At 36.6% G+C, this 12,913-nt stretch carries 13 protein-coding genes; 5 read left to right on the plus strand and 8 right to left on the minus strand.

All coding sequences use genetic code 11. The annotated features are described in order from the left end of the window. Positions 1–6: 6 nt before the first annotated feature. The 6 genes from ACLBWW_RS13505 to ACLBWW_RS13530 form a co-directional block, all read right to left on the minus strand. Positions 7–1,497 carry an alanine/glycine:cation symporter family protein gene (locus ACLBWW_RS13505; protein WP_098221991.1) on the minus strand — a complete coding sequence of 497 codons (1,491 nt, stop codon included), beginning with the start codon at positions 1,495–1,497 and terminating at the stop codon, positions 7–9. Positions 1,498–1,627: 130 nt separating this feature from the next. Further along, complete coding sequence (locus tag ACLBWW_RS13510; RefSeq protein WP_048547420.1) at positions 1,628–3,112, minus strand: aldehyde dehydrogenase family protein; 1,485 nt, start codon at positions 3,110–3,112, stop codon at positions 1,628–1,630. Positions 3,113–3,130: 18 nt separating this feature from the next. After that, positions 3,131–4,048 carry a 4-hydroxy-tetrahydrodipicolinate synthase gene (dapA, locus tag ACLBWW_RS13515; protein ID WP_116442984.1) on the minus strand — a complete coding sequence of 306 codons (918 nt, stop codon included), beginning with the start codon at positions 4,046–4,048 and terminating at the stop codon, positions 3,131–3,133. A gap of 1 nt (position 4,049) precedes the next feature. Beyond that, complete coding sequence (locus ACLBWW_RS13520) at positions 4,050–4,991, minus strand: proline racemase family protein (protein WP_098221994.1); 942 nt, start codon at positions 4,989–4,991, stop codon at positions 4,050–4,052. After that, positions 4,988–6,025 (minus strand): proline racemase family protein, encoded by a 1,038-nt coding sequence (locus ACLBWW_RS13525; protein ID WP_098047717.1) that lies wholly within the window; start codon positions 6,023–6,025, stop codon positions 4,988–4,990. The genes ACLBWW_RS13520 and ACLBWW_RS13525 overlap by 4 nt, the downstream gene beginning before the upstream one ends. Continuing rightward, positions 6,022–7,197, minus strand: coding sequence for an NAD(P)/FAD-dependent oxidoreductase (locus ACLBWW_RS13530; protein ID WP_447614073.1), 1,176 nt, complete (start codon positions 7,195–7,197; stop codon positions 6,022–6,024). The genes ACLBWW_RS13525 and ACLBWW_RS13530 overlap by 4 nt, the downstream gene beginning before the upstream one ends. 182 nt (positions 7,198–7,379) lie before the next feature. On the opposite strand from ACLBWW_RS13530, the gene ACLBWW_RS13535 reads away from it, so the two are divergent. The 4 genes from ACLBWW_RS13535 to ACLBWW_RS13550 all read left to right on the plus strand — a co-directional run bounded on the left by ACLBWW_RS13535 (position 7,380) and on the right by ACLBWW_RS13550 (position 10,950). After that, positions 7,380–9,041, plus strand: coding sequence for a sigma-54 interaction domain-containing protein (locus ACLBWW_RS13535; RefSeq protein ID WP_048547429.1), 1,662 nt, complete (start codon positions 7,380–7,382; stop codon positions 9,039–9,041). A gap of 75 nt (positions 9,042–9,116) precedes the next feature. After that, entirely contained in the window at positions 9,117–9,389 is a 273-nt protein-coding gene (locus tag ACLBWW_RS13540) for a (2Fe-2S)-binding protein (protein WP_048547431.1), read from the plus strand. Then, the gene (locus ACLBWW_RS13545) at positions 9,386–9,718 is read left to right on the plus strand and encodes a (2Fe-2S)-binding protein (protein ID WP_048547433.1); all 333 of its coding nucleotides are present in this window, start codon (positions 9,386–9,388) and stop codon (positions 9,716–9,718) included. The genes ACLBWW_RS13540 and ACLBWW_RS13545 overlap by 4 nt, the downstream gene beginning before the upstream one ends. After that, complete coding sequence (locus tag ACLBWW_RS13550; RefSeq protein ID WP_098089849.1) at positions 9,715–10,950, plus strand: NAD(P)/FAD-dependent oxidoreductase; 1,236 nt, start codon at positions 9,715–9,717, stop codon at positions 10,948–10,950. The genes ACLBWW_RS13545 and ACLBWW_RS13550 overlap by 4 nt, the downstream gene beginning before the upstream one ends. A 24-nt stretch (positions 10,951–10,974) precedes the next feature. On the opposite strand, the gene ACLBWW_RS13555 is transcribed toward ACLBWW_RS13550, so the two are convergent. Both ACLBWW_RS13555 and ACLBWW_RS13560 read right to left on the minus strand, forming a co-directional pair. Beyond that, positions 10,975–11,283, minus strand: coding sequence for a YxcD family protein (locus ACLBWW_RS13555; RefSeq protein WP_000447756.1), 309 nt, complete (start codon positions 11,281–11,283; stop codon positions 10,975–10,977). Next, positions 11,271–11,720 (minus strand): hypothetical protein, encoded by a 450-nt coding sequence (locus ACLBWW_RS13560; RefSeq protein WP_098047721.1) that lies wholly within the window; start codon positions 11,718–11,720, stop codon positions 11,271–11,273. Before ACLBWW_RS13560 ends, ACLBWW_RS13555 begins: the two co-directional genes overlap by 13 nt. Positions 11,721–11,979: 259 nt before the next feature. Here ACLBWW_RS13560 and ACLBWW_RS13565 point away from each other — a divergent pair, with 259 nt between their 5' ends. Further along, positions 11,980–12,744 (plus strand): DUF1836 domain-containing protein, encoded by a 765-nt coding sequence (locus ACLBWW_RS13565; protein WP_000447228.1) that lies wholly within the window; start codon positions 11,980–11,982, stop codon positions 12,742–12,744. Positions 12,745–12,913 lie beyond the last annotated feature (169 nt).

The following is a 12,913-nucleotide window of genomic DNA, read 5'->3' on the forward strand; positions in this document are numbered from 1 at the left end:
TTTTAACTATAATTTCAGACTATCATCCTCTACCGTTTGTTCTTTATAGTTTTTCCTTTCAATCTCTTTACTTCTCTCCTCCCAAAAAACTAATCCTTCAATCCCAACTTTTTTAGGATCAAACACGGGATCTTTCCCTTCCTTTTTCTGTGCTTCATAATCTTTTAACACTTTTAATGCGATTTTACTTAATAGTAGAATCGCAATTAAGTTTAACCATGCCATGCTACCGATTCCTAAATCTCCAAGATTCCATAAAAGCGACGCTGATTCTACGCTACCGATGTAAACCATAATTAAAAATCCAATTTTTAAAACTGGTTTTAACCAGCTATGTTTAAGCTCACGATCTAAATAAGTAAGTGTCGTTTCAGCGATATAGTAGTATGCGAGTAAAGTTGTAAATGCGAAGAAGAAGATTGCGATTGAAATGAATAATGGACCAAACCCTGTCATAACAGTTTCAACTGCTTGTTGTGTATAAATTGGACCTGCATCAACATTCCCTATATTTTTTACAATAGCGCTTTTCCCTTCCGGTATAACATTATACATACCTGTTATTAAAATCATAAGAGCTGTCGCTGTACATACAACAATTGTATCGATATATACAGAAAACGCTTGAACTAACCCTTGTTTTGCAGGATGGGATACTTCAGCAGCAGCGGAGCTATACGTCGCTTCTCCAACACCAGCAACATTTGAAAATACAGCACGCTTTACGCCCCAAGCGATTGCTGCACCAACGATTCCGCCAAACATTTCATTTACACCAAAAGCACTAGAGAAAATTAAAGCGAACATACTTGGAATTTCTGTTACATTCGCAATTAATACGATACATGTAACAATTACATAACCTATTGCCATAAATGGAACGAGCATTTGCGAAACGCCAGCTATTCTCTTTACGCCACCAAAAATGATCGCTGCTAATAATACGACTAACAATATACCAGTTATATATTTACTAATACCGTTAGAGTTTTCAAAACCAACTGCGATACTACTAGATTGAATACCTGGTAATAAAACGCCATATGAAAGTGTTACAACGACCGCTACAATAACTGCAAACCATTTCATTTCCAGGCCTTTTTCAATGAAATATGGTGTACCACCTCGGTATTCATTCCCAACTTTACTTTTATACACTTGAGATAATGTTGATTCAACAAATGCACTCGCTGCTCCTAAAAGAGCCATTACCCACATCCAAAACACAGCTCCTGGTCCGCCAAAAGCGATTGCTGTCGCGACCCCTGCGATATTACCTATTCCAACCCTACCAGATAACGCTAAACAAAATGCTTGAAAGGATGAAATTCCCGTCTCCGAGCTCTTCCCTTCAAATAATAGTTTAATCATCTCTTTAAAATAACGAATTTGCAAAAAACGAGTGGCAATTGTAAAATACACACCTGCCCCTAATGCAAAAACAACTAACCCAATACTCCATACTTGCCCTACTAACCACTCTACTAATTGCTCCATCCAAATCCCCCTTAACATTCTTTTGAAAACTATTTTATATATAAGAAAACGGACAACTATTATTAAACCTTACAGTTGTCCGTATCTCTCATTATTTCATCCCTCTATTTATTAACAGTTAGATTCTCTATTACTTTATATTTACCCAAACGCTTTTCACTTCTGTATAGTTATCAAGCGCATATGAACCTAACTCACGACCGATTCCAGATTGTTTAAACCCACCAAATGGTGCAGCTGCATTTTCTAAGTTATAATCATTAATCCATACTGTTCCTGCCTTTAATTTATTGGCAACTTGATGTCCTGTTTTAATATTTTGTGTCCATACGCCCGCAGCGAGTCCGTATGAAGAGCGATTTGCTCTTTCGATAACCTCTTCTGTTGAATCAAATGGAAGTACAACGACAACTGGTCCAAAAATTTCTTCTTTCACAATTGTCATATCATCAGTAACATTTGTGAAAACTGTTGGCTGTACAAAATATCCTTTTTCAAATGCCCGTTCACCACCAGCAGCAACAGTAGCGCCTTCTGCTTTTCCTTGTTCAATGTAATGTAGCACACGTTCTTGTTGCTTTTTAGATACGAGTGGCCCCATTTCCGTTTCCTTCTCCATACCTGCTCCAAGTTTCACGTTATTCGCCATTTTCACTAGTTCATTTACGACTGTTTCGTAATGTTTTCGGTGAACGAACACGCGAGATCCAGCACTACAATTTTGGCCGTGATTATACATAATGCCTTGGAATGCACCGTTAATCGCTTCTTCTAAATCAGCATCTTCTAAAATGATATTTGGTGATTTACCACCAAGTTCTAACGTTACATGTTTAATTGTTTCTGCAGATTGACGCATAATATATTTCCCTGTAACTGTTGAACCTGTGAAGGCTACTTTATCAATATCATGATGGTTTACGATTGCAGCTCCTGCTTCAGGGCCAAAACCTGGAACAAAGTTTACAACACCGTTTGGAAAACCTGCTTCTTTAAAGAGCTTCGCTGTATATAATAACGATAAAGGCGTTTGCTCTGCTGGTTTTAATACGATTGTACAACCTGTTGCTAGTGCAGCTCCCATTTTCCAAGAAGACATAACGAGTGGAAAATTCCAAGGAATAATTTGACCTACAACGCCAACAGGTTCATGGCGTGTGTAATTTAAGTAATCTTTTGAAATCGGAATCGTTTGCCCGATAATTTTCGTAGCCCATCCCGCATAATAACGATAATTTTCTACAGTCGCTGCAATATCATCATCCAGTGCTACTTGATATGGTTTTCCATTATCTAAAGCTTCTAACTGCGCTAATTCTTCTCCATGCTCTTCAATTAAGTCTGCTAATTTATAAATAAGGTGCGCTCTTTCAGCGGTAGTCATTTCTACCCAAGGTCCTGATTCAAATGCAGATCTTGCAGCTTTTACCGCTACATCAATATCCTCTTCTCGCGCTTCGCATACGACAGCTAAAACATCTTCTGTTGCTGGATTGTATGTCTCAAATGTCTTCCCGCTAATGGAAGGTACAAATTCACCATTAATAAACATTTTAATTTCTTCATTTAAAAACGCTTTCACTTTTGGTCTCAGCTCAATGTTTGTCGTTAACATATATGCTCTCCTCCTTATTTAAACAGCTGCATGAGCTGCAATTTTTGAAATAATCGTTTGAAGTTTTTGATCTTCTTCTTCAGTTAATCCGAGTCTCGGATAACGAGAAGGTCCCCCTGCTTGCCCGTGTAATTCCATTGAGCGTTTAACAATTTGTACATATTTTCCTGATCCTTCAAGAAACTCGCAAAGAGGTAAAATAGCATCGTTTATTTCCCAAGCTTTTTCTAATTCACCATTTTGGAAATGCTCATACATTTTCGTAACAAGTCCCGGCACGATATTTCCTGCTACTGAAACCCATCCCGTTGCACCTACTAAATAAGATTCCATAACTAAATCTTCAGATCCACAGAATACTTGAAAAGCACCTTCGCCTTGTCGTACTAAATCTCTTGCTTTACGAATATCTCCGCTAGATTCTTTAATATGTGTAACATTTTCACATTCTTTTCCAATACGTAGCATGAGCTCTGTACTCATATCAACACCAGAAGTAAACGGATTATTGTATAACATAATTGGTATATTTACAGCGTTTGAGATTTCTTTAAAATGAAAATAAATTTCCTCTTCTTTCGGCTTACAATAGTACGAGTTAATAATTAATGCGCAATCCGCTCCGTGTGCTTCTGCATGTTTCGTATATTCAATCGTTTCTTTCGTCGTTTCTGCTGCAGTTCCTACAATAACTGGAATACGGCCATCAACTTCTTTTAATACTGTTTCTACCATTTTAAATCGTTCTTCTTTTGATAAACTAACAAACTCCCCTGTACTTCCATTAATAATAATGCCAGCTACTTTTTGCTCAATAAAATAGTTTACGTTTTGTTTTACACCGTTCCAATTAATTTCTTGCAACTCATCCATCGGTGTGATTAATACTGGAAATGCCCCTTTAATTTTTTTCATATTTATCTCTCCCTTTACCATTTTATTTTAGTAAAAATCCTGTCGGAAACGGATCTGTATGGTCTAATAGAAACGTCTGCATCCCTGTAATAAAACCTCTACTTTCGAAACGGAAAATGTAACCCGTTTCTTCCTTCTTCACTTTTTCAACAGTTATAAAGCTATTAAATATACTTTCATTTATAAAAGGTTTATCCGCTATATAATCATTTTTAAATAATGTATGAACAAAAGACACAATAGTAGAGACAAATCCTGGCGAACGTACGATGAAATTATCTTCATGAAATGTAATCGACTTTATATGGTTCTTTTCTTTCTGCGAAGAATCTACTAAAATAAGTCTTTTTATAAGTGATTGTTTTTGTATAGCTTGTAGTGTAGCTTCTCCCCATTTTTTCAATTCAGAAATGTTTTCAATACGAATTTCTGGTGAATACGCACCTTTTTCTACAACTGCATATACTTTATCTGCCTGTATGAGAGAGTAACTTAAATTACCGACTTGTAAATTTTTCTCAATCATATAACATAGTTTGCTTTCAAACGAAACAGAGACTACTTCATCATTCTCTACATACGCATAGACTGAGAATATGCCAGATAACGTTTCGATTTTGTATTGATTCGTCTCTCTCTTTTTTAAATACCCGCTTTCTAGTAACATCGTTATGACTGCGACAATACCTCCGTAGTGGAGAGGAATTGATCCTTCATGATTAAAAAATAATACAGCTGCATCGACTTCCGAATGAATAGAAGGAACGACGATACATCCATTTAAACCGATAAAACCACGCGGTTCATTTAATAAAAGCTGCATTTCATCTGCTAATTCACCTGAGAATTGTTCGTTTAATTGTTCTAAATTGTAGTAGTACTTACATGGTACATCTTTTATTACACGAAATGCCTCGCCATTTACGTGTACGTCTACTGCTGTATACATTTTTTGAATGTTCATTTTACATCCTCCGTTTCATGTTCCATCGGCGGAATTAGCAAAAAGCCTTCTTTCAGCGGATCCTTTTCATTGTAAAAAAATCTATGCATACCCATAAGCCAGGCTGAACCTGTAATTTTCGTTACGACAGCTTCAATATTTTCTACAGATGTTGTATTTATGACGCACCCTTTAAATAAAGAGCCAACGATACTCTCATGAATAAACTCTTCATCCACTTCAATTTTTTGATTTGCGTATAATACAGCTAGCTTCGCTGATGTTCCTGTACCACATGGAGAACGATCAATTCCTCCTGGCGGAACGACAACTGTATTTTTCACATGAGCACTTTCATGAGTAGGATCCGTATAAAATTCAATATGGGTTAACCCTCTAATAAACGAATACTGCGGATGAATGATTTCAAATTTCTCATTTATGATATTTCTAATATGAATTGCCTTATCGATAATTGTAGATGCATTTTCCGGTACTAACTCTAAACCTACTGACTTCGCATCAATAATGGCATAGAAATTTCCTCCATACGCAATATCTGCTTTAACAGTTCCAATTCCTTCGACTTGTACGGTGATATGTTTCAGTAAAAAAGCTGGTATGTTACAGAAAGAGACTTCTTTCGCTTTTCCATCTTGAACAAAGATATCAACTTCAACTAAGCCGGCTGGCGTGTCTAACTTTAACGAAGTAATCGGTTCAACTACCGGAATTAAACCTGATTCAATTAAAGCTGTACATACACCAATTGTATCGTGACCACACATCGGTAAATATCCACCTGTTTCTATGTAAATAACACCAATATCTGCTTCAGGATGACATGGATCTGTTAATAATGCTCCTGACATGACATCATGACCACGCGGTTCATTCATTAACAATTTGCGAATCCAGTCATACTCCTTTTTCATATGTAACATCTTCTCTGCCATCGTCTCTCCAATTAACTTAGGAAGTCCGCTAATCAATGTTCTCGTTGGATTCCCGCCTGTATGTGTATCAATTGTCGTAAAGACTCTTTGTGACCTCATCCGTTTAACACCCTTTCTGTAAAACGACTCAAACGAAGTGGTTCAATAGGAATAATTGTTTCTTTTTCATTTAATAACTCTTCAATCACTTTCCCAGTAACTGCGGCAAGACTAATGCCGTCCCCTTCATGCCCTGCTGCTATAAAGTAATTCGGGATATGTTCCACACGTGAAATGATTGGCAAATGGTCTTCTGTCCACGGACGTAATCCAGCGTATGAACGAATCACCATCATATCCGCCATTTTCGGATAAAAGCGTATTGCTCTGTTCGCAATACATTTAATTAACTCGTTATTTATCCTCGTATGAAATCCTACAAACTCTCTACTACTACCAATTAAAAAATTTTGGCTTTCTGTCGGCTCAAACACAAGAGCTACCCCATATTTTTCAGTTAAAGCATCCACTTTTCGTTTTCCACCAAATTTAGAAATTAAATAACCAAATTCCATTACTTTACGGCAACCAACGTGTTGTTGCCTTGAAGCTACAATAATATGTCCTTTTCTCGGTTCAATTGGGATATTTACATCCAACATTTCTCCGATCTTTGGAGCCCATACACCAGCTGCGTTTACTACTTGCTTCGCAGTAAACGTCCCATTTGTCGTTTCTACAATAAAGTAACCGTCTATATCTCTTTTCATTTCTTTTACTTCTGTATGATTAAAAACTTTCGTACCAAACTTCTTCGATTCTGCAAGAAGTGAAAAAGCGAGAAGATATGGATTTACAGTCGAATCCGTTGCGCATTCTAACCCGCCTAATAAATCGTCCGCGAAAAATGGTGATTCTGCTCTTATATCTTGTCTATCAAGCATTCGAAATGGTAATCCAGCTTCTTTTTGACGATTTACCCATTGCAGCGCTGCTTCCATCTCTTCGTCCGACTCACATACGAGAATACTTCCTGGCGCCCTATATTCAAATGAGTGCTCTAACTCTTCACTTAAATCAGTTACTAATCTTTGACTTACTAATGACATTTGACTATCAAACCCTGGGTCTTTATCAATAGCCAAAATATTTCCGTCACACCGTGAAGACGTCCCACTGACAAATTCTCCTTTTTCAATGATTGTTACGTCTCTTCCATATTTTGATGTGTAATAAGCGATAGAACATCCTATAATACCACCGCCTATTATTAAAACGTCACAGTGCCTCACGTAGCACCCCTCCCTTCTTTTTACTCCCTCACTTTCTTTTATGCAATTGACGTGCCAACTCTACATATATACACTTTTTACAAATAATATTTTTATTTTGTAAAAATATTTTGAATTTATCATAAATAGGTGTATTATTTTTTTATCACTGTCAAAATTTTTATACATAATAGGAGGACAATATGGCATTCTCATTTCCCACAATACAAGAATTTCTAAAAACTTTATTAATTGATCACACAAACAATTTGCAACATATTGAGCAAGTTAACGAAAAGTTTTATTACAGCCCTTCTACTACAGAAAAATACAACTGTGCAGTTATAGATGAAGATGATTCATTCAACACTTTAATTGACGCATTTTCTCATGAAATGATTGTTATCGTAATAAACGAAAATAAAGAGCCTATATGCTGTATAACGGCTCAGCAAATCATTCCGTTTCTTGTTAAGTCTTACAATGAACTACAATCTTTCTATAACACCGTAATACAAACAACTGATTCTTCTGTTACAGTTATCGATGATAAAGAATGTGTTCGTACTTGGACAGATGGCGCCGAAAAGATTTTTTCAGTCAACCATACTGAAATTATTGGACAACCTATCACTCGCTTTTTTGACTATAAAGATTTGGAAATTTTGCAATCATTACATGACGGAAAAAGCATAATTGCACAGTTCCATCAGCCTCGTCCAGATTTATTTGTATTAATTAATTCAAACCCAGTGTATTGTAACGATGAAATTATTGGAGCAGTCGTTTCAGAAACTGATGTTACGAATCAAGTTGCTTTAAATGAAAAACTATTTAATATGTCACATGAAATGCACCGATTAGAACAAGAGGTCGCAAAGTACAAAGATGAATCCGACCCTTTCCTTGCGATGAATGGAAAGAGTCCTGTTATACAAAGAACGATACAATTAGCTAGAAAGGTGTGTTCGGTGAAATCAACAGTTTTAATACTCGGAGAAAGTGGTGTTGGAAAAGAAGTATTTGCGAAAGCAATCCATGAAGCAAGTGAAGCAGCTAAAGCACCTTTCATTTCAATTAACTGCGGCGCCATTCCAGAAGCGTTATTTGAAAGTGAATTATTCGGGTATGAGCGCGGGGCGTTTTCTGGTGCAAATAGTAAAGGGAAAAAGGGTAAAATAGAGCTCGCGCAAGGCGGTACATTATTCCTAGATGAAATAGGAGAAATGCCGCTCGATATGCAAGTAAAGCTTTTACGTGTACTACAAGAACGAAAATATTACCGAGTTGGTGGAGAAAAAGAGATTCATATTAATTTCCGCATTATCGCTGCTACAAATCGTGATTTACAAGAGGAAATGAGAAAAGGAACGTTCCGAGAAGATTTATACTATCGCCTAAATGTAGTTAGCTTACATATTCCACCGCTGCGCGAAAGACGCGAGGATATTATTGAATTAACCTATTCTTTTTTAAACGATTTTTCAATCAACTATAACAGACCAATTCGTGACTTACCTTCCAGCATTATGCATGAGTTACTTCATTACAATTGGCCAGGTAATATTCGCGAACTTCGTAACGTTGTTGAAAGACTTGTCGTATTTGCGACTGACGGTATTATAAAACAAGAATATTTACCATTTCATACAACTGAAACGTTAGACAATCATACGGCTCATTCCCTATTACTCAGCAACAATCATACAATCCTTTCTTTACAAGAAGAAATGGATGAACATGAGAAGAAAGTTATTGAGAGGGCTTTACGCATTTTAAATGGGAATAAATTAGAGTGCGCGAAACAACTCGGTGTTACGAGAGCCACTTTATATAACCGTTTAAAAAAACTTGGTTTACAATAACCGTTTCCCTCCTCTATATTGGCATAGTTTTTGCATTATATAATTTGTGCAAACCGAACTAGAGGAGGAATACATATGACGAATAAAGATCATGTAATTGTTTGTCGATGTGAAGAAGTTACATACGGTCAACTTCAATCGACAATTGCTGAATATAATTGCTCGGCGAGAGAATTAAAACTAAGAACACGTGCTTGCATGGGATTTTGCGGTGGCCGCACATGTAGAATGATGATAGATCGAATGATTGAAAGTGCAAATCCTGAAGTAACTACTAATGAAATTCCATTAAAATATCAACCACCAGTGCGCGCAGTTACCTTCGGAGCGGTAGGTGAAAATAAATGAATAGAATTACCTATCATCCTGTTTTAGGGAGTTTAAATAGTAGTAATCGCATCACTTTCCAATTTAACGGGCAACAATATGAAGCATATGAACATGAAACGATTGCGGCCGCTTTACTTGCAAACGGAATAAGAACTTTAAGAGTGCATGAAGATAGCGGGACGCCGCGAGGTATTTACTGTAATATCGGGCATTGTTCTGAATGCCGCGTGACAGTAAACAATCAAACGAACGTACGAGCATGCTTAACTGTTGTTGAAAAAGACATGGTAGTTAATAGCGGCAAACAGCATCCAAATATCGTGAGAGAGATGGTGAAAAAGCGATGAATGATGTCATTATTATCGGAGCTGGACCAGCAGGTTTGTCAGCCTCCATCTCTTGTGCTCGTTTTGGACTAAATGTACTTGTTATTGATGAATTTATGAAGCCTGGCGGAAGGTTGCTCGGACAATTACATCAAGAACCTACTGGAGAATGGTGGAACGGAATAGAAGAATCAAAACGCCTTCACGAAGAAGCAAAATCACTTTCAGTTGATATTCGATGCGGCATTTCCGTCTATAATTTAGATAAAGATGAAAGTTCTTGGTTCGTACATACGAATATCGGTACGTTAGAAGCGCCGTTCGTTTTACTTGCTACTGGCGCTGCTGAGTACTCCATCCCCCTTCCTGGTTGGACACTTCCAGGAGTAATGTCGATTGGTGCAGCCCAAGTAATGACAAATGTACATCGCGTTCAAGTTGGGCGAAAAGGAGTAATTATTGGCGCTAACATTTTGTCATTCGCTATTTTGAATGAATTACAATTAGCGGGAATTAAAGTGGAACATATTGTACTTCCTGAAAAAAGTGAATTAAGTCAAAAGGCTGGTGAACCAGAAGAAGTTTTAAACTCTCTCTTACATGCTGCACACCTTGCTCCATCACCTTTATTACGTATAGGTAGTCGATTGATGAAATATAATTGGGTGAAACAAGCTGGATTAAACTTCTATCCAAATAACGGTATGAAAATAAATGGCACACCACTTCACCTTCGAAAAGCAGCTCTTGAAATTATCGGTACAGATCAAGTTGAAGGTGTACGGGTTGCTACTATTGATACGAAAGGAAACATCATAACTGGATCGGAACAAATATATGAGGCAGACTTCGTTTGTATTGCCGGTGGCTTATACCCTCTTGCTGAGCTTGCTGCTGTAGCTGGCTGTCCTTTCCGTTACATTCCGGAATTAGGCGGCCATGTTCCACTGCATTCCGAAACAATGGAAACCCCTCTTCCCGGTTTATTTGTAGCCGGCAATATAACTGGCATTGAAAGCGGAAAAATCGCGATGGCACAAGGAACTGTTGCTGGATATTCAATCGTAAAACAAGCAAATACAAAATCCCATTCGGTTGAACAACACTTGCAACAGGCGATCCAACATGTACATACCGTACGACAACAAGCTGCCATTCAATTTAACCCGATGATTGATGTCGGTAGACGGAAAATGAATGAAATTTGGCGTGATTATTCCCTAGCATTTGCTCATACTAAAAAGAGCTGCTGAGATTACTCTCAACAGCTCTTTTTTCTATTCATTTGAGTTATTAAACTTTGCTAATGCGTAAATGCCTTCTTCATCATCTAATTCAAGTTGTAATCTTGCTGCGAATGAATTGACATTATATTCTCTGTCAAGCAATAAGCGTAGTGCTTCGATTAAGTTCGCTTGAATTAAAATTTGTTTGCGACCATTTACTTCTACTTCAGCAGAAAAACCGTAGTCATCGTCATACATTAATTCAACTAAAACTTCTTCTGGACCAACTTGTCTTTTTTCAGCGATATATACGCAAAGTGCATTTATTAATTCTTGTTCAGAAATTTTTATTGTTTCCATGCTACTTCATCTGCCTTTTTCTTACGTTGATCTTTGAAGTATTTAAATGCACGAACTGCTAACATTACGATACCAGCCATTACTAACATATTTACCATAAACGCTAATACAGAACCAAGAGCTCCCATATTTGCAAATAAGCTACCCATTAGTAAACCACCAAGACCACCTAGTAATAAACCTTTCATAAAGCTTCCTTTATTACTTTTTGGTGCTGTGTTTGTTGCTTTGTTTTTTGAATCTGTTGTTGTTTTTTGTGAATTCACGTTACTATCTTTTTTGTTCAAATCAACTTTTGACTTTTGACCAGAACTTGGTGTGTATGATTTCTTACCAGATTTGTAACTCTTCGCTGCTGCGTGATCTACAAACATGAAGCTACTAGCTCCAAAGATAACCATGAATGCTGTCATGACTGCTACAAGTTTTTTCAACATATTATATCCATTCTCCTTTTATATAGATATATGTGAAATCTACCTTTCTAGTAAATTAAGAATGATAGATTTGTTTTTAAAAACATTTTAAAGGTTCTTATGAACTTATTATATGAACTTTTGTCGAAATATGCAAGCATTATTTACTTATAACAGTTTGGTGACAAAGGAAAAATTAAGCAAAACAGAATTGACTTTAAATGAAACAAAACATATTATAGGTTCATAAGAACTTTTTAATATTTTTGGAGGTGAAAAGATGGAAACATTTCATCTCACACGAAACGAAATGGCTACCCTTCTTCTATCTTTAAGAGGATGGAATACGAAAAAGCCTCTCGGTATTTTACAAGAAGCGTGGGCAAAGTCACATAAAAAAGATATTGAAAGCGGACAAAGCGTAACTGCTTTTATTACTACCGCACTTTCACCTATTTTTGAAAAACTGATTAAAATTGATGATACAGACGTCGGTTTTTCATTAAATGAAATAGTTGCGCTTGGAAATCAGATTGAAAATACAAGTTTCTCAGTAACGGCCATGCAAAACTGGGTAAAACGAGATATTAAAGAAATGATTGGCTCCCCTCAAAAAGGGAAAAAATATTCAATTGAACAAGCAGCCTTACTATTCATTGTTGAAGATTTAAAAACAGCACTTGATTTTGAATCCATTCGTAAGCTATTACGCCTTATCGTAAATGACCCAGCCGATCGAAGTGATGACTTAATCAATCCTGTTCATTTATATGGAGCATACTCTTCCCTATTTGAAGAACTCAATCAAGGGAATTGCTTACAACTAAATGCAACAGATACAGTTCATACAATTGAAAACATCGTAAAAGAAAAAGCTGATAAAATCGCAAGCAAGTTCGATCAAGTTAACAACGAACAACGTGAAGCAATTCGTAACGCTATTATTATCGCCACACTTTCTGTACATACCGCTTATGTACAAATGTTAGCGAAACGTTACGTAACAGCAACTTTATTTTTACAAAATTTAGAAGTGAAACCGTAAAAAATAGGAGCAGAAATGCTTCTATTTTTTTATAACGAAAACAAGCATCAATCTGTTACATACTTAGAACATGTTGATGCTTTTTTCTCTAGGTATTAATTATAAAAAACCATAATCGCCTATTATTAATTCAAAAATGCTCATCTCATTCTATTAAATTTCAAACAGG

The organism is Bacillus sp. M5A3_1b (assembly GCF_053345335.1).

What these genes read in the sequence shown, in the direction of transcription:
- ACLBWW_RS13505 (WP_098221991.1), bottom strand. Translation starts at nt 1,497, where the DNA reads ATGGAGCAATTAGTAGAGTGGTTAGTAGGGCAAGTATGGAGTATTGGG.
- ACLBWW_RS13510 (WP_048547420.1), bottom strand. Translation starts at nt 3,112, where the DNA reads ATGTTAACGACAAACATTGAGCTGAGACCAAAAGTGAAAGCGTTTTTA.
- dapA (WP_116442984.1), bottom strand. Translation starts at nt 4,048, where the DNA reads ATGGTAAAGGGAGAGATAAATATGAAAAAAATTAAAGGGGCATTTCCA.
- ACLBWW_RS13520 (WP_098221994.1), bottom strand. Translation starts at nt 4,991, where the DNA reads ATGAACATTCAAAAAATGTATACAGCAGTAGACGTACACGTAAATGGC.
- ACLBWW_RS13525 (WP_098047717.1), bottom strand. Translation starts at nt 6,025, where the DNA reads ATGAGGTCACAAAGAGTCTTTACGACAATTGATACACATACAGGCGGG.
- ACLBWW_RS13535 (WP_048547429.1), top strand. Translation starts at nt 7,380, where the DNA reads ATGGCATTCTCATTTCCCACAATACAAGAATTTCTAAAAACTTTATTA.
- ACLBWW_RS13540 (WP_048547431.1), top strand. Translation starts at nt 9,117, where the DNA reads ATGACGAATAAAGATCATGTAATTGTTTGTCGATGTGAAGAAGTTACA.
- ACLBWW_RS13545 (WP_048547433.1), top strand. Translation starts at nt 9,386, where the DNA reads ATGAATAGAATTACCTATCATCCTGTTTTAGGGAGTTTAAATAGTAGT.
- ACLBWW_RS13550 (WP_098089849.1), top strand. Translation starts at nt 9,715, where the DNA reads ATGAATGATGTCATTATTATCGGAGCTGGACCAGCAGGTTTGTCAGCC.
- ACLBWW_RS13555 (WP_000447756.1), bottom strand. Translation starts at nt 11,283, where the DNA reads ATGGAAACAATAAAAATTTCTGAACAAGAATTAATAAATGCACTTTGC.
- ACLBWW_RS13560 (WP_098047721.1), bottom strand. Translation starts at nt 11,720, where the DNA reads ATGTTGAAAAAACTTGTAGCAGTCATGACAGCATTCATGGTTATCTTT.
- ACLBWW_RS13565 (WP_000447228.1), top strand. Translation starts at nt 11,980, where the DNA reads ATGGAAACATTTCATCTCACACGAAACGAAATGGCTACCCTTCTTCTA.